Here is a 23,245-nt window from a genome sequence, read left to right as displayed (position 1 = left end):
GTAGCTAATTTGGCCTCCTAGATAAAAAAGTTCTTACTCTTCCGTATCTTCAAGACGGCGATACAGCGTTCGTCGCGCAATCCCCAGAAGCTCTGCTGTGCGGCGTTTATTGCCGCCAGTTGCTTCCAATACTTTGCGTATATAGCGCTTTTCTACTTCCTCAAGGCTTGGCCAGCGGGTAGGTGAGGGGGCCGGTAGTTGTGTGCCTGGGAGTATTTCACCGCTCAACGTAGGGGTGATTTCCACACTGGTTTCTTGGGATGCGTGTTCGCGCAGCCTTTCAGGTAGGTCTTGATGCTGCAGAATGCCGTCTTCGCTAAGTGTGACAGCGCGCATTACCGCGTTTTCCAACTCGCGCACGTTACCTGGGTAGGTGTAGTTCAGAAGGCTATTTAAAGCATCAGGCTCAATCTGTTCAATCTGCTTGTTCTGCGCTTCTGAATGCTTATCAATAAGCGCAAAAATCAGATGTTCAATATCGGTGCCCCGCTCACGCAGGGGCGGAATCCGCAGCGAAAAGGTTTCCAGTCGATAAAATAAATCGCTACGAAAGCTCTCCTGCTCGATTTCTTTATCCAGGTTACGGTGTGTGGCGGCAATGATGCGCACATCCACCGGCTCTTCGCGCTCGCCGCCCACCGGGCGTACGGTTTTTTCCTGAAGCGCACGGAGCAGTTTAGCCTGTAGGTTAATCGGCATTTCACCGATCTCATCCAAAAACAAGCTGCCGCCCTGGGCGGTATGAAACAGTCCTTTCCGCGCTTCGTTAGCCCCTGTGAAAGCACCTTTTACATGACCAAAAAACTCGCTTTCCATTAGATCAGCAGGAATGCTGGCACAGTTGACGGCTATAAAGGGGGCGTCATGGCGTGGACTTTCTTGATGGATTGCACGCGCCAGCAGCTCCTTGCCGGTGCCGCTTTCGCCCAGAATCAGAATAGGGGCATTGCTTTTAGCCAAGCGTGAGGCGTCATGAAAAAGCGACTGCATCACATGGCTTTTACCCACAATGCCATGAAAATGGCTGAGCTCCGTATCATGGGAGAGCGATAGGCGCTGACGCTCCAGCACCCGAAAGACGGCTTCACGAATAGCGTCCAGATCAAGCGGCTTGGTTAAAAAATCATCCGCTCCCAGCTTGAGTGCTTCTACTGCCTGGTCAATCGTACCAAAAGCGGTAATCACAATAATCCCCAGCTCACTGCCACTTTGGCGAAGCTGCTGAAGAAGCTGAATGCCGGTCATTCCGGGCAGACGTACATCGGTAATCATCATGGCCACTGGCGTATGGCTTAATAGGGCGATTGCCTCTTCAGCGCTAGGCACGCCAAGCGTCTGATAGCCCGCATCGTTCAACTCTTCCTCTAACAGCTCTCGTATCGCGGGGTCATCTTCCACTACCAACAACGGTAAAGGGTGTTCCTGATGGGTCACAAATGTTGTCCTCAAGCGGATGCGGTTTCACTAAGGGGTAGCGTGATTTCAAACCCAGCACCGCCAAGAGTACTGTTAAATACGCCAATCGTACCGCCGTGATCATTAATAATACGGTGCACCATAGAAAGTCCTAAGCCGCTGCCTTGGCCCACCGGCTTGGTGGTAAAAAAGGGATCAAAAACGTGCTGATGATTTGCGACGGGGATCCCGGGCCCGTTGTCTTCCACCCAGAGCGTTAGTTCATGTTCATTCTTGCGCGCTCGAACGCGAACATGAGAAACCCCAGGCGCCTGCGCGGCATTGCGCAATAAGTTGGTAAGCACCTGAACGATTTGCTGACCATTTGCTAATAAATGGGGGGTGGGCAACGGAAGATCAACGTCCAGCCGTATATTTCTTGGCTCCAGCTCCTCTTCCACTAACTCGCTGGCATTTTGGATAAGTTGATCTAATGCCAGTTCGCCTTTTTCGACATTATGCTGGCGACCTAATTCCATCAGCTGGCGCACGATTTCAACAATGCGCTCTACTTCATTACGAATACGCCCTAATTTTGCGCGTTCATCATCACCAATTACGTCACGGCGCGCTAAACGCTGGGCCTGGCCATTAATAACCGTCAGCGGCGCCCCGATTTCGTGGGCAACTCCTGCGGCTAAAACGCCTAGTTCGGCTAATTTTTTAGATTTGCGCAGGCGTTTTTCAAGCTCGATCTCCCTGTGCTGACGCACTTCAATATCGCGATCTTTTTCTGCCATAGCGTCGAGCATACCGTTTAAGCCCGAGGCAAGCCGACGATACTCAGTGGGGCCGTCTACGGTAGCGCGCTGGCTCCGATCGCCGTCTTCCACCAAAAGCATAACGTGCAATAAGCGGTTTAGCGGGCGCTCTATATAGCGCCTGAACCCCCACCAGATGCTGAACACGATGCCGGCCGCGCCAATCACAAACACAAGGACCGCCACGATACTGATGAACCCGGTGTAGTTCTCGATACCGGTATTCAAACGGTTTACCTGAAGTACGCCGTGTACCGTGCCGTCCTGGGTGCGCAACGGTGTGATGGCTGAATAGTAAGTCCAGCCCTCTTGCTGGCGGTAATTGCTGTAAAGGTCGTCACGTTCGATAACCTGGCGGATCTCCTCGGGTGTGAAGAGATCTTTGCCTAACCCCAGCCCGTAAACTTCACGCCCCTGCAGATCAAAAACATAGGCCCCATAGATACGGTGAAAAGAGAACGCTGACTGTAGCGCCTCTTCCAAAGGGGCCGGGCTTTCTCGTGTAACGGCATAGCTTAAAGAGGTGCTCAGCGCCCGAGTAATAATTTCGACTTCGGTTTGCAGTTTGGAGCGAACATTGTCTTCCAGCGATTTGATGGCGACGATGCTAAATACCACCAATACAACAAACAGCGGTACGATAACGGTTAAGATAATTAAATTACGAAGTCGCATGCTGCTTCCGTATGGGTATCAAGCCTTTCATCAATGAAAAGCACAGTGTTTTAAGGTTGCTCTGTGGGCAGAAGACGGTAAAGGCTGCCTTGGGTCTCGTCAGTTAGCAAGTAAATTGCGCCATCGGGGCCTTGGCGAACATCGCGAATACGCCCGATCTGGCCATCCAGAAGGCGCTCGTTTTCCGTCACTTCCTCGCCGTCAAGGCGCAGGCGCAGCAGTTGCTCGCTACTCAAACCGCCAGCGAGTAAATCACCTTCCCAGTCGCTAAAGCGCTCGCCACTGACTTCTGCCAAACCTGAAGGCGCAAAGCGGCCTTCAAAAGCATAGTGAGGATCGACCATGCCGGGGAGTGAGTCTGCCCCTAGCGGCTCATTGGTAGCGTAATCGTTGCCTAGCGTGACTTCCGGCCAGCCATAGTTAAGGCCTGCCTGAATATGATTCAGCTCATCGCCGGTAAGCGGGCCATGTTCTGTTACCCATGCCTCACCGTTGCTGCGTACGATCATGCCTTGAATATTGCGATTCCCCATGGAGTAAATCTCATCCAGGGTATTGGTATTGTCCACAAACGGGTTATCTTCTGGCACATCGCCGTTTTCCGTCAGGCGCAGCGTAGAGCCCGCATGATCGTCGCTTGCCTGGGCTCTAGATGGGTCGGAGCCACGATCGCCAACGCTCATTAAAAGCGTGCCATCGGTTAACCAGGCAATACGTGAACCGTAATGGCGGCCGGGGCCGGATGCGCGATCCTGTTCAAACAGGTGTTCCACATCGCCCAGCGCATCACCCTGCCATTTTACCCGGGAGAGCGCACTGCGGCTGCCATTGTCATCTGGCTTGCTCCAGGTAAAGTAAATCCAGTCATGCTCGCCGCTGGCGTCACCAAACTCAGGGTGGAGTACAACATCCAGCAGCCCGCCCTGACCGTGATGGTTGACGCGCGGCATGCCCTCAAGCGCTCTTGAGTGGCCTTCTTCATCAACCAGATTCAACTGGCCGTTACGCTCACTGACCAGAAAACGGCCATCCGGTAAAAACGCCACCGCCCAGGGATGTTCAAAATCTCCGGCTATCCGCTCAATCGTAAAATCAAGATACTCGGTCTGGACCACCTCACCCACGGTTTCTGCATGGGCGCTACTTAAGCTTGCAGCTAGGCAGAGTGTGGTAAGTCCAGGCGCTAGCCAGCGGGGTAGCGCATAAGCCTTGTTTGCATTTTGCATAAAGAGCTCTCCGGTAATGACGGGACCGCACTGAAACCGTCGTTGAAACCGTTTTCGTAACGGTCAGTATAGCGATAGTTGCCAGGCTTTTAGTTTAGCAGTGACGCATTGCCTTTCGGGAAGGCTCTTCCAGGCTACATCAATAGAGCCAATAGAACAGGAAGATAGAACAGTGCTAATAGGGTAGAGCAAAATACCAGACTCGCTACATAGGCGGGCTCACGCTGGGCGCGCTGGGCAAACAAATAGTTGAACACAGCCACTGGCATGCACATCTGCACGACCAAAATACTTTGCGCGAGCGGCGGAAGCCCCAGCCAACCGGCAATCAGCCAAGCAGCACCGGCCGCCAAGGGGATACGCACCAAGCTAAAGCCAAGCCCTGAACGTAGGTTTTTGACCTGAATACTTGCCAGAGAAACACCTAGGGTAATCAACATCAACGGTACGGTAAAACCAGACATTAGGCCCACTGTGTTGGAGAGCCAAGGTGGCAATGAAGTATTGGTCAGCAGCAGCACCATCGAAATCAATATGGCATAAACCGTGGGTGTTTTAACCAGAGTTTTAAGCGGATTGCCACGACTTTGGAGGGCAGCACCCAAGGTGAACTGAAACAGCGATACGGTAATCATCGCTGTGATGCCATATGCAAAGCCAGCGCTACCAAACGCATAAAGCACCACGGGAAGACCCATGTTGCCGGTATTGGGATACATCATGGGCGCCAGTAATACCCGCCAATCACGGCGCAGCAGCTTGGCAACACCGAACGTTGCTACCCCCATCGTAATAATCACCAGTGCGGTGGCGAGCATGGTGCGGCCAAAGGTACTGGCATCGATGTCGGCACCTGCTAATGAAGCAAGCACGAGCGCAGGAGTTCCGATGTTGAAAACCAAGCGAGTCACGAAATCGACAGGGTATGGATGCCCTAAGCGAATCCATAAAAAACCCAGCCCCGCACCAGCAAGTACGGGGGCCATGACGGCAAAAAGTTCGGCAAGCATTGGTTATCCCTGGCAATCATTCGTTGCCCATTGTCGTTAATGAGCAGACTAACTGGCAAGGCAAATAGATAAATTGATTAAGTGGTGCTTACCGGTATACGCCATTGCTTGGGTGTGTACTCACGCAGAAATTCAAGCAGCGCGTTGATGCGTCTAGACTGATAACCATAGGCGTAGAGTAGCGTGACAGGCAGCGGCGCCGGCTCCCAGCCAGGTAGGCAGTTAATTAAATCACCGGGGTGGTGTTGCTCGCGTCTTTCTACTAGCCAGTGTGGCAACAGCCCTATGCCTTGGCCGCTCGCAATCGCATCAATATGCAACGCGGTTAAATCCACCCGCAGACGCGAATGTGGGGGTGTGAAAAGGTACTCGCCATGTTCTGAGTGGCCTAACAATAGCCCATTGGGTGCGCTATCCAGTAAATCAACCCACGCATGGTGTTCAAGCTCATCTGGGCGGGTTAGCGCGCAGGCCCCGGCTAAATAGCGCGGGCTGGCATACAGGCCGCGGGCTAAATGGCCGAGCCGTTCCTGATTAAGGCCGCATTCGTGCGTATGGCCTAACCACACGTGCACGCTATTGCTGTGCATCTTGGAAGGCGGCGTTTCGCGTGTATGAAGGGCCAGCTCTACCTTTGGGTAACGATTTAAAAACGCGTTGACGGTCTCAGACATCCAACTGCGTGCCAATGCGCCATGGGCCTCAAGCGTAACGAGACCGCTGATCTCTTCGCGCAGCTCCGCCAGGGCTTCTTGGCTGTGATTGGCCATTGTCAGCAGTTCAGTACAGTACGTATGAAACAGTAGGCCAGCTTCGGTAGGAATCAACCGGTTAGCCTGGCGCCTTAATAGCGGTTGATTGAGTCGCGTTTCCAATTGGCTGATGCGGCGGCTCAGGGTCGATTTGGCTAACCCCAGCTTTTGGGCACTGCGTGTCAAGCTGCCTGTTGCCATTACGTCAGCGAAAGCAGCGAGTTCGTCAAAGTCATACATTGTCAGATCACACAGCAATTAAGAGTCGTCTATTGTGCCACTTAAAAACGGGGATGCAAATAATATGCATTTCACAGTTTGCGGTTAGGTAAATGTTGCAATCTAAGTCAAAGAAAAAAGAAAAGCCCCGCGTTAAGCGAGGCAAAAGAATCGAGAGAGTATGGCCAGTCAAACAACCATTAGAAGTCGAACGTGAGGCCCAGGTTGTACCGACGTCCATCCAGTACTACCCCGTACTCATCGTTCGTCACTTCTTTGTTGGCAATATTATAGATCCCTGCTTTAACTTGCGCGCGGTCCGTCAGTCTATAAACCAGACCGGCATCGACAAAGCCGTATCCTGGCGTGCCGTCACTCATGCTGGTACGTGATAGGAAATCGCTTGTGGAGCCGCGATAATTTCCTTGAGTCCACAGGTTCATTTCAGGTGTGGCCTGCCAATCCACCGCGAGGTTAAACATATGCTCGGGGATCTTATTAAGCGGCTCGCCAGCAAACTCACCCGACTTCTGCTCAGAGTCGGTATAGGTATAGCTGGAGCTTAGGCGTACGTCCTGGGTAACGTCGTAATCTAATGTGAATTCTACGCCCTGCATTTGCGCTTCATCGATATTGCGGTAAGTGCTGATGAACACATACTCGTTACCGGCGTAGGGGCACTCCCAGGTAGACGGATCATTGCGATCGGCATCCGCCGTGTTGCAGTAGCGGTCTTCTGCGATCTTGTCCTCAAACTGGGTGTGGAACAGCATCATGCTTGAGGTAAGGCGGCGATCATCGCTAGTAAAGACAAACCCGGCTTCATAGTTAGTGCTGGTTTCAGGATCGAGATTTTCATTACCGATGATCAGCGCGCGTGCATGGGGCGCCGGGGAGCCACCGCCACCCGTGCCGCGACCAAAGCCTTCAGTGGCTGCGGCAAGGCCAGGCTGGGAGTAACCAGTAGATACACCGCCTTTAAATGTCCATTCGGGCGTCAGGTGATAGTTTGCATAGATACGCGGAGAAAGGTGGCCGCCGAAGAGCTCGTCGTCATCGTAACGCATGCCGGTGGTGACACTGAAGGCATCCGTAAGACTCCACTCCATTTCGACGAATAGCGCGGCAATCCAGCGGTCAACGCTGCGCATGGCGTTAGGGCTATTGCCGAGCAGTCCATTCGTGTCATCGACCAAATCTTCTATCCGGTATTGACCGCCAAAGGTCAGCATATGGTCGCCCCAGAAGTAGGTCGACTGGTTGTTAAGCGTCGTTACTTCTTCGCGCTTCTCATCGGGCGTGGTATTTACCCGCTCTGAAATATCGTGCTGCAGGTAGGTATCTGTCATAAAGGCGCCATAGGTGCCTTTATGGCCTAACGTAAATACATCCTTGTCATAGCGGTAGGTGCTGGCGCTGGCGGGGTTCCCGCGGCTATCAATTTCGGGAACGCTTCGCCCAGGCGTATGGGTGAACTCTTTGGTGGAAGCAGTATAGCCGAAGCTGTATTCGTTCAGTTCATCCGGGGTCAAAACGAGTTCGGCACCGATCTGGCGCGTATCGCTGTCAGGCGTACTTTCAGCGTTGTCGCCACCACCCTCGTAATCACTCTCTTCCGTGCCGCGCCAACTGCCATGCACGCGTAAGCCGAGCAGCCCTTCGATCAGAGCGCCTCCGGTATAGAAGCTAATCTGTTGCGAGTCGTTGTTGATATCGTTGAGCGAGTGAGTGTACTCAGTCGTCACCTGGCCCGACCACTCATCTGGCACGCGCTTGGTAATGATGTTGATCACACCGCCCATTGCCTGCGAACCATAGAGCGAGGACATGGGGCCACGAATGACTTCAACACGCTCAATCATTGAAATGGGCGGAAGCCCGATCTGCTTGCCTTCGTCCTGCCCGTTAGTATTAACCGCTCGTCCGGCCGAAATAGGGCGACCATCGATCAGGTACAGCGTGTAGCTATTGTCCATTCCGCGGATGCTGATGTCCTGTGCTTCACCGCCACCGGTCACGTAGACGCCCGGGATGTTCTTAACCGCATCCGTAATATCGCTATAGGACTGGCGGTTCAGCTCTTCACCGCTGATCACGGAAATACTTGCGGGCGCATCCGCGATGGACTGCTCAAAGCCCGATGCAGTCACCACAACCGGATCAAGCGAGGTGTTTTCCTGTGCGGTAGCAGCGGCAGCGATGGCCATTGAAGACAGGCTAATGGCATTAGCCAAGGCGCGACGTGAAAAATAAGCCATGTTTTTCCCTTGAAATGATATTGCAGTTTGCTTTTATGAATAATGTTTACATCTGTTATGTATTCTCATATGAGATTTGTATTCTATTGTTAAAGGTTCCATTAATCGAGGATGAAACCATGAACAAACTGTTGTGATGTACGCAACTGTAATAACTTCGTAATTTTTTAAAGGCGTAGATGTAATCACCTGTCGTGTTCTGTGACGTTGGTGATCATTAAAGAGGGCGGAGGCTGGCCTCAGAAGGACGCCAATAGCTTGGTCGGTTGATTAAACAAGTCCATAAAAAAAGCCCCGGCACTAGGCCAGGGCGTCAAGTCAGCATTGAAACAATAAGTGGAACGTTGCGAGCGATTTTCGAGAACCTATTGTCCGAGCGACTTCGAAGACTATTTCAAAGGACTGTTTCAAAGGACTGTTTCAAAGGGCTATCGACGGTTAAAAGTCATAGGTTGCCGAAACCCACAGGCTGCGGCCATCAAGCGCCACGCCGTCAGTGGCGCGACCTGTCTGGGTATATTCATAAGCAATGTAAGTATCGCCGTCGTATTGATAAGTGTCGTACGCGGAAAAATCCTTATCAAAGAGGTTGTAAATAGTGCCAGACAAACGAACGTTGTCAGAAACCTGGTAGGAGCTGCGCAGATTAAACAGCGTATAGCCTTTCAGGTTATTGCCCAGTTCTTCGACCAGAGCAGCTGATGAGCCGGTGACGCCGCTACTAAAGCGCTCACGCGAAGAGTAGTACTCACCTTCCAAGGCCGTATTCCAGCGCTCGTTGATCGCCCAGTTAAGATCGGCCGTCAGCTTGTGCTTGGGCGCATTGGTGAGCGCTTGGCCTTCATTTTCACCGGAAGTGATTTCGGTGTCGGTATAGGTATAACCACCGCTGATTGTCCAGGCAGGCGCAATCTGGTAGCTGGTGTTCAGCTCAACACCGCGAGTTTCCGCGCGATCCACATTGACCGACTGGCCGAAGCTATCCTGCTGGGTAAAGTTGCCCACGCTCAAGCAGTTCGCGGCATTGGCAAACGGCTGGTTACCATCAGCGTCGATGAATTGGCAGTTGGGCAGGTCGTCGCCAGACGAAATGCGGTCACGGAACTGGGTGAAGAAGGCCGTTGCGCCGACAGAGAAACCGTCAAGGTTGTCGTAAATAGCGCCCAGCTCATAGTTGGTACTCTTTTCAGGCTTCAGGTTGGGAGAGCCCAGGCTAATTGACTGACCCTGGTTACCGAAACCATTAATACCGTCGTGAAGCTGGTTGAGCGTAGGTGTTTTATAACCTTGGCTAATACCACCTTTAAGCGTCCAGTTATCCGTGGTTTCCCAAACCAGATAGCCACGCGGGCTAAAGTGGCCGCCAAAGGCGTTATGGTGCTCATAGCGCCCGCCCAGCGTCAGCGCCAGGTCGTGTCTTAGAAACCACTCATCTTCAAGAAACATTGCCCAGCTGGATTGCGAGAACTTCTCGTTACCTGCCGTGCCGTCCTTGAGTTCGGCATCGATGTACTGGCCGCCCACGGTCACCATGTGGTTATCCAGCGGCGCAACAAATTTGCTGTCGACCACGATATCGCGGTTTTCCAGAAGGCGCGGCTCGCCTCCCTGAGCGACATAACCGTAGTCGGGCGCGTTGCCTGCTGGCAGTGTGCGGCCAAGCGATTCGGTAAAATTGTGGGTAACGCTACTCTCCAGCGTACCGGCTGCGTAACGGCCGGTATGGCCTACAGCGATCTGGTCGCGGTTGAAACGCAGCTCATCCTCGTAGCCGAAGTTGGCGCTTGGGCTTGGGTCGGGGGTGGCGCAGTCGTTACGTCTCAGACCGTCCAGGCTGCCCAGGCGGCAATCTGAATTGTCGTAAACCTGGCGGGAGCGCTCGGCGTCCAGCCACACCTCGTTAGTGTCATCCGGCGTGAGGTTCAAGCGCCCGCCAATTGAGTAGATGCGCGCTTCGGAAGGGCGCGGGTCGCGCCCGACACTGTTTTCGACCATGCGCTCAGAGCTGTCGCGGTCATATACTCGACCACGTAGCTGCAGGCCCAGGGTGTCTTCGACGAGCGGGCCGGAAACATACAGATTGATCGCTGAGTCGTTGCCCGCATCGCGATCTTGTTGGAAGGTGTTTTCAACCGAGACAGAGCCTGCCCAGTCGGTACCCACGCGGCGGGTGATAATATTGATAACGCCGCCCATGGCGTCTGAGCCGTAAAGCGTCGACATCGGGCCGCGAATCACTTCGATACGCTCAATGGCCGAAAGCGGCGGCATAAAGCTTGTTGAGGTTTCACCAAAACCGTTGGGCGTAACATCGCCGGAGGTATTTTGGCGACGGCCATCAATCAGAATCAGCGTATAAGCACTCGGCATGCCGCGAATGGAGATATTGTAGCCGCCGGTCTTGCCTGTGCCGGAACGTACATCGACTCCTGGTACATCAGCAATCGCCTCGGCGATATTGGAGAACTGCTTTTGCTCTAATTCTTCTCGCGTTACCACAGAGATACTCGCAGGGGCACTATTCAGCGACTGCTCATACCCAGTAGCGGTAACCACCATATTATTAAGCTGAGTATTTTCCTGGGCATTGGCCACTCCGGCAGCAAGTCCAAGAGCAACAGCGCTGGCTAAAGCATTACGAGTAAAGCGTGGCATAGCGATCCCCCATGTTTATGATTTACTTGCTAATGATATTTATTATCAAATAAGGCGGGGATTCTAAGAAGAAAAGTTCCCATGCGCGAGTTAATATCAAGGAACAATCTGTTGCAATAACGGCAACGTTTATCGATAGGATCTGGTGTTGCTAGAAATGGAACGAGTTATTCTATGAAATAGTACTGCATTTGCTTTTGAGAATCGTTACTATTAAAGAAATAAATTAACAGTAGGGGTTCACAATGCTGCGTACAGTACTGCGCCTTAGCCTGACCGGTGTGTTGTTAAGTAGTTTGGCCGCCAATGCGCAAGCGCGGGAACTTGATACCGCGTTTGGCGAAGTGGAAGTGCCCGACTCGCCAGAGCGTATCGTGACGCTTTACGAAGGCGCGCTGGATGCATCGGTCGCGGCGGGTGTCACGCCGATTGGCGCCATCGCCACGCGTGGCGGCAACGAGGTGGCGACTTACATGGGGGAGCACATCGATACCAGCCAGTTGGAAATGGTAGGCGTTGCCCGTGAAACCAACATTGAAGCTATCCTCCGCCTGCAGCCAGATCTGATTCTTGCCGCTCCCCAGCTTCCTGAAGAGCAGTACCGTCTGCTTTCCCGCATTGCTCCTACTGTTGTGCCCAACACCACAGGTCTTTCCAAGGAAGGCTGGAAAGATGAATCACGCCTTTTCGGCCAGGCGTTGGGTAAGGATGCTGAGATTAATGAGGTGCTCGAAGCCGTTGAGCAGCGCGCTGCTGAACTTAATCAGCGCCTTAGTGAAGCCGAGGTTGGCGGCAGTGCTTACATCGTCCGCTGGATGCCGGCAGGCCCGATGGTCATGTCATCAGAACTGTTCTCGACCGGTGTTCTTGCCTCTACCGGATTAACGGTTGATGACCAGGGGCTGGTGAAAGAAGGCAGTGCGCACAGCGATATTTTGAGCCTTGAGAACCTTTCGCTAATCGATGGCGATTGGCTGTTCCTTGCCACGCTCAACGAAGAAGGGCAGCAGGCTTTAGACGCCGCCAAGCAAAGCAGCGCCTTTACTCGCCTGAACGTGGTGGAGCAGGGTCACGTGGTGCCCGTCAATGGTCAGGTCTGGAGCAGCGCATCGGGTCCCTTGGCCGCGCAGGCACTTCTTGACGATATCGAAGAAGCCTTATTGCCGTGAAGGTTGCGCTGATAACGCGGCGTCTTGAACAACGAACGCTGCTCGCATTACTGCTCACCGCCCTTGTGGCGGTGAGTGTCGTTAGCCTACTCGTTGGCGCCGGCACCGTTTCGCCTTCGCAGGCGCTTTCGATGCTGTTGGGCAATGAGAACAGCGAGGCGTATTTCGTGGTCTGGGAGCTGCGTGCGCCGCGTACTCTGATTGGCATTGCTGTGGGCATGGCACTGGGTGTATCCGGGGCGCTGCTTCAGGCGGTGGCGCGCAACCCGCTTGCCGAACCCGGCTTGCTGGGAGTAAGCGCAGGCGCCGCCTTTGCCGTAGCGCTGGCATTGGTGCTGGGCGCAAGCGCTGCCTCATTGCGTATTTCCGTTGCCCAAGTAGGCGCGTTGGTGGGGTGCCTGTGCGTCCTGGGCGTTGCCCGATGGCGCGGAGTGGGTAACGACCCCATACGCTTGGTGCTCGCTGGGGCGGCCTTTTCTGCACTCTTGGGCGCAATGACATCCATGATACTGCTGTTCGACCAGCGCTCGGCCGATGAAGTGCGCTTCTGGGTCATTGGAAGTCTGGCCGGGCGTCGCCTGGAGGATCTATGGGCAGTCTTGCCTTCCATGGCGTTTTGTACGGTGCTTATTGCTCTTATTGCGCGGCCGCTTTCGGCGCTGGCGCTGGGTGAGCGCATGGCCTCTGGGCTTGGCCATCACCCTCAGCTTATCCGTGCGATGGTGGTTCTTTGTGTTGCCCTGCTGGTGGGAGCGGCAACGGCGATTGCCGGGCCGATCATTTTCGTGGGCCTGGTCGTGCCGTTTATCGCTCGCGCCTTTGCCGGGCCGGATATCCGGCGTACCCTGTGGTTTTGCCTGCCGATAGGGCCCTTGATTATTTTGGCGGCCGATATCATTTCGCGTGTGGTGGTGTCGCCTTCTGAGCTGCCGCTCGGCGTGCTGACTGCATTATGCGGAGCGCCTGTGTTGATTGCCGCCGTACGTGCCCGCCGGTTACCCATGTTATGAGCCTGTCTATGCCCCCTCGCTGCTTAAAAACTGAATTCCGAAAACAGGATACTGCCGCACTGCTCTTCAGCGCTCCCTCGATAAAAGCAGCGGATGAGGTGTCGGTAATCCCGCCCACCGGCTATTGGCGGTGGAGTGGACGTGGCACCAGCATTCTGATTGAGCGGCGTGCCGTCTGGGTCAACACGGGGCTGTTGCTGGCGCTGCTGCTGGCGGGTATTGCGTACCTCTGCCTGGGCAGCCTGACGCTTGACCCGCGAGAGGTGATCAGCGCACTGGCCGGGCAGGGCGATATGATGACCGGGTTCATGGTGCAGGAGCTTCGCCTGCCGCGGCTCGTGGCGGCATGTCTCACCGGCGGGGCATTCGCGCTGGCGGGTATTCTCATGCAAACTCTGGCCCGCAACCGGTTGGCGACACCGGGCATTATCGGAATCGATAACGGCGCCACCGCGTTTGCGGTGGCTTCTGTGGTAGGCATGAGTGTTTCATTAGCACCGTCTGCCATGGCCTTGACCGGTGCGGTTACTGCCGCCGTACTGACCTTTGGGTTGGCGGCAGGCAGTGGCACCCAGGGCTACCGTTTTATTGTCGCGGGTATCGGCGTGGGGGCCGTTTTTGGAGCCATCACTCAACTGCTGCTGGCGCGGGTCGCGATTGACACCGCCAACGCCGCTTATCCCTGGACGGTCGGCTCGCTGAATGCTCGCTCCGGTGGTTCGGTGCAACTGCTGGGCATCGGGCTGATGCTGGGCTTTGTGGCGGCATTGGCGCTGGCCCGTTCGCTGACCATCCTGCGGTTTTCCGAAGCCACGGCCAACGGCCTGGGCGTGAACGCCAAGGCCCGACGAGTTCAAATACTCCTGCTTTCGGTGGTCCTCACGGCACTGGCTGTAGCCGTGGCCGGGCCTGTCGGCATGGTGGGGCTAATCGGCCCTGAAATTGCTCGCGCGCTGTCTACTCCGCGGCATGTGCCGGTGGTCGCCGCGACGCTTGCCGGCGCGTTAGTGATGGTACTGGCGGATCTGGCAGGGCGCACGCTACTGGCGCCTATTGAACTTCCAGTAGGGATTGTGACCGCGATTATTGGTGGCCCCTGGCTTTTATGGATTTTGATGCGCCCGCAACGGAGTCACGCATGAACAATTTTCGAACCCCGCCGACCCTTGCCACCGAAGCGTTGGATATGGGCTATGGCACACGGCGAGTTATCGACGGCCTGGATGTGGCGCTGCCCAGCGCCAAAGTGACGGCGATTGTCGGGCCTAACGGATGTGGAAAATCGACCCTGCTGGCAGGGCTTGCGCGCCTACATAAACCTGATGGCGGCAACGTATTGCTTAACGGTGAGGATATTCAGCGCCTGCCGTCGCGCCAACTCGCTACGCAGTTGGCGCTATTGCCCCAGGAAGCCATTGCCCCTGAGGGGCTGACGGTCACTGAGCTGATTCGTTTTGGACGCCAGCCGCACCAAGGCTGGCTACGCCAATGGTCGGCGGAAGACCAGCGCGTTGTACAGCATGCGCTGACCGCAGCGGGGCTTGAAAATTTGGCTGACCGGCCCATCGATGCGCTTTCCGGCGGCCAACGCCAGCGCGCCTGGATCGCCATGACCATCGCCCAGCAAACCCCGCTTTTGCTGCTGGATGAACCTACCTCTGCGCTGGATCTGGGCCATCAGATTGAAGTGTTCGAGCTGGTGCGACACCTGGCAGGGCACGGGCGCACCGTCGTGATGGTACTGCACGATTTAGCTAGCGCCTGCCGTTATGCCGATCATTTAATCGCCATGTGCGATGGCAAGATTATCGACCAGGGGGCACCCGCCACAGTGGTCACCCCTCAGCTGGTGCGCAAGCTGTATCAGGTGGATTGCACGCTGCTGTCTGACCCTGATACCGGTAGCCCGTTACTCGCAAACGTGCGCCGGGCTACCGAACCTGCCTGAAGGAGCGGCGCCCAGAAAACTAGCGGTTGATTAGCAGGGCGTCCAGCGTAATGGGAACGTGATCATCAATTTGCTGATAACCCAGCATGGTAAGAAGTGTGCGAACCGTACTGTTGGCCATTAACGCCTTGCCATCCAGCGCCATGGGTTCCGCGTGAGTCACCCGCACCTGATTCAAGCCTTCACGAGTAAAGCGCAAGGGCACCGACTCCTCCTGGTTCACCATATCGCTCTGCACGCGAAAGGTAATGGTCTCGACCAACGACTCATTGATATCCAGCGCATCTAGCCGCTCCGGCGACATCTGGCCAACCAGAGTGACCAGGGTCGTATTGGAAAGCAAAGCGACCCACGGCGGCAGATCACTAAAACGCGAAAGCAGGTCGGTCTGGCTGAGTTTCAGCGGCAAGCGCAGTGTGCCATCCGGCGAAATATCCCCCTGTAAATCGCGCACCTGATGATGATGCGTTTGGGGCGTCGCCCCGTTTAACTGGGTAATTGCCGCCTCAACGCGAGACTGACCAGGATCGAGCTGCCAATCTGCCTGAACAGGCACCGTTAGCAGCAGCGGGAAAAGAGCAATCAAAGCTTTCAAGGCGCGTCTCCGCATAAAGGACTTCCTTCAAGACCCGCAAACCTGCAAAAAGTGCCATTAGTGCGCCAAGATACGCGCGTAGGGGTAGCCTCGCCCCGCCACATTCGCTATTATATGCACGCTTTTCGGGCCTATAGCTCAGTTGGTTAGAGCAGGGGACTCATAATCCCTTGGTCGTAGGTTCAAGTCCTACTGGGCCCACCATTTATCAACGACTTATCCTCGCGCTTCCCCTTCCTTTCTGTACTTTTCCTCAAAGTGTCAACCGAAGATTTTCGGGCCATATGTGATTGCTTCCTTTAAATGATCCGGTTTAGCTTCCTAATACAATCTAAATATCTGATGTGCGCCGAAATCTTAGAGTCGCGTATACGTACTAGGATTCGCACAAGTCGGCGTATGGTATTTATACGTGACGATTTCGCTGCTCTGAGGGGTATGATCAAGTTGGCTGGGTGCTTCGAAAATTAGAAGCGCAGGGGAGGCTTGTGCGTATTGGTAAGGGGCTTTACGCTAAGGCACGCCAGAACCATATCATGGGAAAGCCAATGATTGCGGCACCCGGTGGCTTTGACCAAGTTGCTAAAGAGGCATTGAGCCGACTAGGAGTACAGTGGGAGCCATCCAGTACAGAAAAGGCTTCCACACATATTCCGGCGCGGGCAGTGGTCAGCGTAAAAGGCTCGTTTAATCGGCGCATTTCCTACGGGAAATATTTTTTAGATATTGAGCAGGCTTCTGTATGAAAATCGATTCAATGTTGATACTGCATTTGCACTGAAAAAGAAGTGCTAATGTGCGGCAAGCTCATTGAAAAAAGCAGGATTATCCTGAATCGTCGCCAGTACCTTAGCGGCTAGTCCCGTAGGGTTGCGACGCTTGGCTTCCCAGCTTTTAATCGTATCAACGCTGGTTCCCATGGCGCTGGCAAATTCTGCCTGAGATACATGAAGCTTGGCGCGAATAGCTCGTACATCGGCTACTTCGTGGCGTGTGATACGGCTAGCCTTAGTTTTGCCCTGTTTGATCTCAACGGCTTCCTGCAGCGATGTTTGCAGTTCGTCAAAAATGCTCATTTGGAAACCTCCCCTTTAATTGGTAGGTAAGTGTTTTCAGTGCGGCCTTTTCAGCGGGCGTTAAGCTGTCCTTCACGCTCTTGGGGTAGGCCAGTATCAGGTAGATTCTCTCTGCCGTTGCCAAAAAGTAGATAACCCCCTTGCACCGCCGCTCTTGCCTTGGTTACCCAACGCCATGCGTATTTTGCGTAGCCCGCCTGTACCCTGAATCAGGTCACCTTTGTCGGGTTGAGCAATCAGGGTGCGCTGCAGTTCCTTTAATTCGTCGTCTGTTGCAGTGGCCTGGATCTGGCGTGTGAACGTCGGGGTTTCGATAAACTCGATCGCATGGCTCACGTTGGGGCATTCCTTTAGCCAGTGCGTCTTTTAGTGTACATAGTACATTATGGATCATCAACTATCGATCCTTCATCTTGCCGCTATCTACCGCGGCAAGCGTTTAAACAGTTTGGGGCGCCGAGGGGTAATCGACGCTGGTGGATGATCTCACGCTCAGCTACCTGAATATCAGTGTTCTAGATATTTCACACGAAGCGATTCAGGCGATGTTCTTAAGATCATTCCTTTCAGAGGCGGGTAAGAGAACTTGCCATCTCATCCAATTTTTTTGAAAGCGCTTGGTAGGACAGCTTGGGTCGATACTGGGCATCGTAAATCAACCCGTTACCATGCCCGCAATAGTTGTACCACTCGTTAAGCGATGACCAGCGATCAGTGAAGCCCCACATGGTAAATGAGTGTGCTCCCGCTTCGATGCATGCTTCCAGGTAGGTCGCGTACCACGCCGCTACCGCTTTCGGTGTGGTGGCGAAGATCTGGTGCTGGTTGATATCCAACTCAGATACCCGTACCTCAATGCCAATGGCATGGAAGCGAGCGATCGCTGATGTCAAGTGCGTCTTGCTGACCGACGTACTATCCGCATCCCAGGAGGCCTGGTACTCAGCATTCACGTCTTCGTGCATCTGCAAGCCAATGCCATGAATGGGCACGCCGGCGGTTTGCAACTCGACCACGAGATTGAACAGGAAGTCCTGTTTGTCACCCGCTTCTTCACAGCCCCACTCGTTAATGAACAGCAATACGTCCGGATCCACTTCATGAGCTTTACGTAATGCCCGTTCAATGTAGCCACGTCCTAATGCCTGGAACCAGACGGAATCACGGAGCTGGTCTGTCCAGTCCAGGAATGGCTCGTTGATCAAATCGAAAGAGACCATGCGGCCCTTATAGCGACCGAACAACATCTCGATATGCTCATCGAGGATCTCACCTACTTCGGTAGCGGTGATGGTCCCATCGAGCCAGCCATCCCACAGCCATTGCGGGGTCGCTTCGTTCCACGCCACCGTGTGACCATGCACGTCCATGCCATTACGTTCGGCGTAGTCGATCAGCTTATCCGACTCATAGAAGTCGTAGACCCCACGGGCAGGCTGGATGAACTGGAATTTCATGCAGTTCTCAGGGGTGATCTGGTTAAACTCATTGCCCAGAATCGTACGGTACTGCTCATCGAACACCATCGGATAGGTGGACACCGCGGTACCCATGCGGAACTTACCGGCCTTATCACGCAAGGTGCCCGCTGTCTTAGGCACTCTACGCACAGGAGTCTCTTCCACGGTACCGGTAGTGGTGATCTCGGTGACAAGAAACGTCGCACCCACGTTCGCTTCATCCAGGCTTAGGTAAACCACCCCATCGTCAAACAGGCCCAGATCCGACTGACGGGTAACTTCCACACCGTTAGTCAGAAACACAAGCTCGGTGCCCTCACGCTTGAAGGTGTAAATCACATTGCTACCTACACTGGCAGCAGCATTACCCCCCTCGGTATTGTCAGGGTGGTACAGCGACCAGTAGCACCAGTCACCATTGACGATCTGGGCCTTGAAGGTACTCAGCGCGTAGTACCACTCATCCTGCACCATCGGGATAACCCCGTGGAACATGAAGTAAGTAGAGTTGGCGGCGGACAACGTAGCGGTGATATTGATCTCAAAGTCCCCCGCCATCTGAAAGCGCATCGCCAGGTTAAGAGATGGGTTGTGTACCGGTGCATCCTCAGAGTCAGGCAACGGCGATAGCTTACGGTCGAGGCCTTCAAACAGCACACCATTAGATTGCACGGTGGCCCCAGAAAAGCCTTCCCACAAAGTTAATGGAGAAGAAGTCATGAGAATACCTCCAAAGAAATGAACCAGTGCGTAGTAGGTCGTATAACATTGAGACGCTAGGTGGCCTTGTGGCTCAATTCCGCTATCCTCCTTCCGCCATTACGATATTTCTTATCGTGATGCTCTTCAGCTTGACCTTAATCTCGCCACATAAGCCGCCTGTATTGTTTAACAACAAACTTACAAATGCGTCTTCGGCCGGGTCTTCGCTAATAGCACTGCTTGATTCGCCCATTGCTTTATACCACCGCGCAGTATCCTCGACACTCGCTATGTCTTTACCCTTGCAATGGAGGATAGCAAGGGCGACCAACAGTTCTAGACGTAGGCACTATGTTTGATGGTTCGGTAGAGTGAGCAAACCTTAAGTTTCTTCCTAAACGGCATTCAGCTCCCTACGAACGAATTCTCGAAAGACACGCACTCGCGCCGGTGCCTTCTGACCATTCAGGCTGATCGCATAGAGTTGGCCTTCCGATAGACTCCAATCCGCCAGCACCGGTACCAGAGCTCTGGAGGCAACATGGGCCGCTGCCACCAAGTCGGGAATGGGGCCAATCCCGGCACCCGCTATCGCCAAGCGCAACACGCTGGCATAGTCACTGGTACGAATACTCGGGCGGATAACCACCTCGTGTGTGCGGCCTCGGCGATCGGTCAGCACCAATTGTGCGGCCCCCGTAAACTCACGTGAGATGACAAAATGATGCTCTGCAAGCGCGGCGGGTGTATCACCTGACCATCCGTTCGCCTCGAGATAGTCGGGGGCGGCATAAAGTCCCACACGCAATTGAGCTACCGATGAGGCGCGGTAGACCATATCCGGCAGGTTTCCGTCTTGCGCTCTCAGTGCCAGGTCGATGCGATTGGCTGCAAGATCCAGCGGCGTATCTGTCAACAGAAGCTCAATGGTAATCTGGGGATGAAGTGCCCGGAATTTTGCCACTATGGGGGGCATCAACTCTATTCCGATATCCACCGGGGCTGTCACACGTAGATGCCCTTGGGGCACGTCTTGAGATTGACGTGCGTCTTCTGCAGCATCGTCCAGCCACGCCAGGGCTTCTCTCGCCTTGATATAAAAGGCGGTGCCTTCCTCGGTTGGAGAGACTGCCCGAGGAGCACGTGCCAACAAGGCCACGCCAAGCCGATGTTCCAGCCGTGATAGTCGACGACTGATACTTCCCTTGGTCTCGCCCAGCTGTCTTGCTGCGGCCGAGACCGTTCCAAACTCGGCGACCGCGCAGAACGCGCGAATGTCTTCTAATGCTCCGCCGATGGTTTCTGAATCATCAACCATGAGATGCAACTCCTGAAGTATTACGTGCACGCGGAAACTAATGCATGTTGTGCGTTTTCGCTAGTGCGAATGCTTGAGGACCAATTGGCTGACATTGGCCGTCGAGTAATCTGTCGTGGTAACCAAAAAATAACAAAACGCGAACGATTAACATTTATGTTGAAGATGAAAAAGCGATAGTGCTAATATTTGCCATCCGTCCGGTAGGTCGGGTTCTGTTCTTTTAAATCCAATCCTAAAGAACAGCATCCGCTAACGCTTCCTCCCAGCTTTCTTAAAGGCATTGGCATGAACGCACACTCTTCTCGTTTCAAACTGCATAGGATTGCATCAGCAATTGCTCTGGCAATGCTCACCATGGCGGCTTATGCACAATCTTCCGATGGGGTGGTCACCGAACTGCCCGCAGTGACCGTGACGGCAACGGCCAACGAGTTGGATGTTCGGGATGCCCCCGCCAGCGTGTCGATCATCACGGCCGAAGACATCAAAAAAATTCCCACGAACGACCTCAATGAAGTGCTGCGCCGCGTCCCTGGCCTATCCCAGGGCACAACGCCCGACGGCGGCACTAGCATCCAGATCCGTGGTCTGCCGCAGCGCTACACCTTGGTCCTGATCGATGGTCAGCGCACTGGAAGTTCAAGCGAGACATTCGATCGCTACACGCGCAATGAACTCAACTGGGTTCCAGTAGAGTCCATCGAGCGCATCGAGGTGGTGCGCGGGCCGATGTCCTCACTCTACGGTTCGGATGCAATGGGCGGTGTCATCAACATCATTACCAAAAAGACGGAAGACACGTGGGGAGGAAGCTTTGCTACGGGTGTGGTGGTCGATGAGGATTCGATTCGCGGTAATGACTACAACGGCAGCTTCTCTATTGGTGGTCCACTAGCCGACGGGCTGGCGTTACGCCTCAACGGCCAGCAGACATACCAGCAGGCCGACAGCGGCCTGCCGGATAGCGCCGATGGCGCCTTCCGCTGGGGAGGCGGCCGTGAAGGCAGCAAGCGACGCTCATTTGGAGGGCGCTTGGACTGGGACATCAACCCCGATCACCAGCTCTCCTTCGACTACCAGCATGGCGAGTGGCGTACGCTGCCAGCGCCGGAAGGCGACGCTAGCAATCCAGGTGGATTTTCAACATCCACCTTTACACGCGGGCCAGCAAAGATGGAGCGCGAAAACGTCGGCCTGAGCTATGCTGGCCGACACGATTTCGGTACGTCCAAACTTTCCGTCAACCAGGTCGAATACAGGAATGACACCACTGCACCGATTATCCGTGACGGTCAGTTGGTTGAAAAGGATCCGCCCGATCAGCGCGACCCCTATGTGGCCTATGACACGCAGGCAGTGGCGAAAGATCTGGTCGTGGATGGAAGTCTATCCATGCCCGTTACGTTCGGGATGGACCAGTTTCTGACGGTCGGTGGACAATGGAAGCGCTCCGAACTGGATAACCCTAATTCCGTGGGGGCGCTACCTAACGCCGATGGCGTCGTCGGCCTGTCGCACAAACAGGTCAACGCCTCCGCGCTTTTCGCTGAAGACGAGATCTTCCTGAGCGACAGCTTGAGCCTGACCTTGGGTCTGCGGGTGGACCAACACGACGAACATGGAACTCACGTCAGTCCGCGTAGTTACCTGGTCTATCACCCGACCAGCGAATGGACAATTCGAGGCGGTTATTCCGAGGGCTTTCGTGCGCCTACGCTGCGGGAATCGAATCCGAACTTCGTCAGCGAGTCGCGGGGAGCCGGCTGCGCGGATGGCTATCAGGGTGGTGGTTGCTATACACGCGGCAACGCCAATCTAAATCCAGAGACTACGCAAAGCTGGGAGTTAGGCACTAGCTGGGAGCGCAATACTTGGCAGGGCGGGCTGACTTTCTTCAACACCGACTTCGATGACAAGATCCATGTGCGTGGTCTGGGCTACCTGGGCGGGGCGGGCTACTGGCAAGAGTATGTGAACATCGCCGAAGCCGAAACCCGTGGCTTTGAGGCCAACTTCACCGTGCCACTGGTTGAGCATTCCTCCATCCCCGGGCTCCAGAGTGTGATGTGGAATACCAATATCACTCATATGTTGAAGGCCGAGAATAAGGCGACAGGTGAACCACTGAGTGCGGTGCCAAAATGGGCCGCCAGCTCCGGACTCGACTGGCAGATCACGGATGCACTGGGCGCAACACTGCAAGCCGAGTTTGTAGGCAAGCAGGTACATCTCGACTGGCGCAATGCTAACAACGCGGATCGCTTCGGTGATCAACGTATCCAGAACAGCTATACCATCTATGACCTAGGTCTGAACTACCAGATCAACCAGCGGGTGCGCGTTAATGCCGGTGTTCGCAACCTGTTCGATCACAACCCCAATGGTGACGTGGACAGTGGGAATAATTTTTACACACCAGGGCGTCGTTACTTCACAACACTGACTGCCAGTTTCTGACGCCCCTACACCATGATGGAAGATTTTCTGCACCTTTCCATGCGTATGGTGCGGGTTTTTTTTCTACTACTTTTTTGATCGGAGACTTCATGATCCAGACCCGAACAACGCTTGAAACACCGAATGCCAGTCGCTACATCACCCGGCTATGTAAGCACTGGGGGCACAAATTTTCTGTGGATTTCGATGCACAGCGCGGACACATCGACTTCGGCGGCTCATCGTGCGAATTACAGGCGGAGGACATGGTGTTGCACGTCTCGGTGTTCGCGCCTGAGGCCGAACTGGATGAGATGGAGAACGTGGTCGCGGAGCATATCCAGCGCTTCGCGCCACGCGGCGAAGAGCTGCAATTCGCATGGGAGCGTATCTAGTACCGATATCGAACCCAATGAAGAGGAAGCAGGATCGTGAGTGCGCGTAGGATAGGTTCTGATCGTGGCAGCGATCCTGGTAGAAATTGCGGAGAAACGCGGGTCCTTTGCTCACCGTGCAA

The 23,245-nt window shown here is 54.5% G+C and carries 19 protein-coding genes and 1 tRNA gene; 8 read left to right on the top strand and 12 right to left on the bottom strand.

Features of this window, described 5'->3' with window-relative positions; all coding sequences use genetic code 11:
• Positions 1-33 precede the first annotated feature (33 nt).
• From ACT3R7_RS14050 to ACT3R7_RS14020, 7 genes are all read right to left on the bottom strand, one after another.
• On the bottom strand, positions 34-1,434 hold the full coding sequence (locus tag ACT3R7_RS14050) for a sigma-54-dependent transcriptional regulator (RefSeq protein WP_192537004.1): 1,401 nt from the start codon (positions 1,432-1,434) through the stop codon (positions 34-36).
• A gap of 11 nt (positions 1,435-1,445) precedes the next feature.
• On the bottom strand, positions 1,446-2,891 hold the full coding sequence (locus tag ACT3R7_RS14045; RefSeq protein WP_192537005.1) for a sensor histidine kinase: 1,446 nt from the start codon (positions 2,889-2,891) through the stop codon (positions 1,446-1,448).
• A 50-nt stretch (positions 2,892-2,941) separates the two neighbouring features.
• The gene (locus ACT3R7_RS14040; RefSeq protein WP_193091163.1) at positions 2,942-4,117 is read right to left on the bottom strand and encodes a PQQ-dependent sugar dehydrogenase; all 1,176 of its coding nucleotides are present in this window, start codon (positions 4,115-4,117) and stop codon (positions 2,942-2,944) included.
• A 134-nt stretch (positions 4,118-4,251) separates the two neighbouring features.
• A complete protein-coding gene (locus ACT3R7_RS14035; protein WP_193091164.1) occupies positions 4,252-5,127 on the bottom strand; it encodes an AEC family transporter in 876 nt (291 codons plus the stop codon).
• A gap of 77 nt (positions 5,128-5,204) precedes the next feature.
• The gene (locus ACT3R7_RS14030; RefSeq protein ID WP_193091165.1) at positions 5,205-6,119 is read right to left on the bottom strand and encodes a LysR family transcriptional regulator; all 915 of its coding nucleotides are present in this window, start codon (positions 6,117-6,119) and stop codon (positions 5,205-5,207) included.
• A 179-nt stretch (positions 6,120-6,298) separates the two neighbouring features.
• Positions 6,299-8,356: a TonB-dependent receptor domain-containing protein gene (locus ACT3R7_RS14025; RefSeq protein ID WP_193091166.1), complete on the bottom strand. Its 2,058-nt coding sequence runs from the start codon at positions 8,354-8,356 to the stop codon at positions 6,299-6,301.
• A gap of 438 nt (positions 8,357-8,794) precedes the next feature.
• Complete coding sequence (locus ACT3R7_RS14020) at positions 8,795-11,011, bottom strand: TonB-dependent receptor domain-containing protein (protein ID WP_193091167.1); 2,217 nt, start codon at positions 11,009-11,011, stop codon at positions 8,795-8,797.
• A gap of 245 nt (positions 11,012-11,256) precedes the next feature.
• On the opposite strand from ACT3R7_RS14020, the gene ACT3R7_RS14015 reads away from it, so the two are divergent.
• The 4 genes from ACT3R7_RS14015 to ACT3R7_RS14000 are packed head-to-tail and all read left to right on the top strand — an operon-like array spanning position 11,257 to position 15,138.
• Positions 11,257-12,180 carry an ABC transporter substrate-binding protein gene (locus ACT3R7_RS14015; protein WP_193091168.1) on the top strand — a complete coding sequence of 308 codons (924 nt, stop codon included), beginning with the start codon at positions 11,257-11,259 and terminating at the stop codon, positions 12,178-12,180.
• The gene (locus ACT3R7_RS14010) at positions 12,177-13,190 is read left to right on the top strand and encodes a FecCD family ABC transporter permease (protein ID WP_192537012.1); all 1,014 of its coding nucleotides are present in this window, start codon (positions 12,177-12,179) and stop codon (positions 13,188-13,190) included. The genes ACT3R7_RS14015 and ACT3R7_RS14010 overlap by 4 nt, the downstream gene beginning before the upstream one ends.
• A gap of 8 nt (positions 13,191-13,198) precedes the next feature.
• Positions 13,199-14,332: a FecCD family ABC transporter permease gene (locus ACT3R7_RS14005; protein WP_193091169.1), complete on the top strand. Its 1,134-nt coding sequence runs from the start codon at positions 13,199-13,201 to the stop codon at positions 14,330-14,332.
• Positions 14,329-15,138, top strand: a complete 810-nt coding sequence (locus ACT3R7_RS14000) for an ABC transporter ATP-binding protein (protein WP_192537014.1) — start codon at positions 14,329-14,331, stop codon at positions 15,136-15,138. Before ACT3R7_RS14005 ends, ACT3R7_RS14000 begins: the two co-directional genes overlap by 4 nt.
• A gap of 19 nt (positions 15,139-15,157) precedes the next feature.
• Here ACT3R7_RS14000 and ACT3R7_RS13995 read toward each other — a convergent pair whose 3' ends face one another.
• Positions 15,158-15,748, bottom strand: coding sequence for a hypothetical protein (locus tag ACT3R7_RS13995; protein ID WP_193091170.1), 591 nt, complete (start codon positions 15,746-15,748; stop codon positions 15,158-15,160).
• Between the two features lie 112 nt (positions 15,749-15,860).
• On the opposite strand from ACT3R7_RS13995, the gene ACT3R7_RS13990 reads away from it, so the two are divergent.
• Both ACT3R7_RS13990 and ACT3R7_RS13985 read left to right on the top strand, forming a co-directional pair.
• Positions 15,861-15,937, top strand: a tRNA-Ile gene (locus ACT3R7_RS13990).
• Positions 15,938-16,221: 284 nt separating this feature from the next.
• A complete protein-coding gene (locus tag ACT3R7_RS13985; RefSeq protein ID WP_192537019.1) occupies positions 16,222-16,479 on the top strand; it encodes a hypothetical protein in 258 nt (85 codons plus the stop codon).
• A gap of 45 nt (positions 16,480-16,524) precedes the next feature.
• On the opposite strand, the gene nadS is transcribed toward ACT3R7_RS13985, so the two are convergent.
• The 4 genes from nadS to ACT3R7_RS13965 form a co-directional block, all read right to left on the bottom strand.
• The gene (nadS, locus tag ACT3R7_RS13980; protein WP_193091171.1) at positions 16,525-16,809 is read right to left on the bottom strand and encodes a NadS family protein; all 285 of its coding nucleotides are present in this window, start codon (positions 16,807-16,809) and stop codon (positions 16,525-16,527) included.
• Between the two features lie 96 nt (positions 16,810-16,905).
• A complete protein-coding gene (locus ACT3R7_RS13975; RefSeq protein ID WP_417420029.1) occupies positions 16,906-17,145 on the bottom strand; it encodes a hypothetical protein in 240 nt (79 codons plus the stop codon).
• A 230-nt stretch (positions 17,146-17,375) separates the two neighbouring features.
• On the bottom strand, positions 17,376-18,989 hold the full coding sequence (locus tag ACT3R7_RS13970) for an endo-1,4-beta-xylanase (RefSeq protein ID WP_193091172.1): 1,614 nt from the start codon (positions 18,987-18,989) through the stop codon (positions 17,376-17,378).
• A gap of 376 nt (positions 18,990-19,365) precedes the next feature.
• Complete coding sequence (locus ACT3R7_RS13965; RefSeq protein WP_193091173.1) at positions 19,366-20,289, bottom strand: LysR family transcriptional regulator; 924 nt, start codon at positions 20,287-20,289, stop codon at positions 19,366-19,368.
• A gap of 288 nt (positions 20,290-20,577) precedes the next feature.
• Between ACT3R7_RS13965 and ACT3R7_RS13960 the strand changes: the two genes are divergently transcribed.
• Together ACT3R7_RS13960 and ACT3R7_RS13955 are read left to right on the top strand one after the other, a co-directional pair.
• Positions 20,578-22,749: a TonB-dependent receptor domain-containing protein gene (locus ACT3R7_RS13960; protein WP_193091174.1), complete on the top strand. Its 2,172-nt coding sequence runs from the start codon at positions 20,578-20,580 to the stop codon at positions 22,747-22,749.
• Positions 22,750-22,838: 89 nt separating this feature from the next.
• The gene (locus ACT3R7_RS13955) at positions 22,839-23,123 is read left to right on the top strand and encodes a DUF2218 domain-containing protein (protein ID WP_193091175.1); all 285 of its coding nucleotides are present in this window, start codon (positions 22,839-22,841) and stop codon (positions 23,121-23,123) included.
• Positions 23,124-23,245: the final 122 nt, after the last annotated feature.

It is taken from the genome of Halomonas sp. AOP43-A1-21 (assembly GCF_052376775.1).
GTDB classification, from domain to species: domain Bacteria; phylum Pseudomonadota; class Gammaproteobacteria; order Pseudomonadales; family Halomonadaceae; genus Vreelandella; species Vreelandella colorata.
The sequence above is the reverse complement of the archived record's forward strand: the minus strand, read 5'-3'. Positions and strand labels throughout refer to the sequence as shown.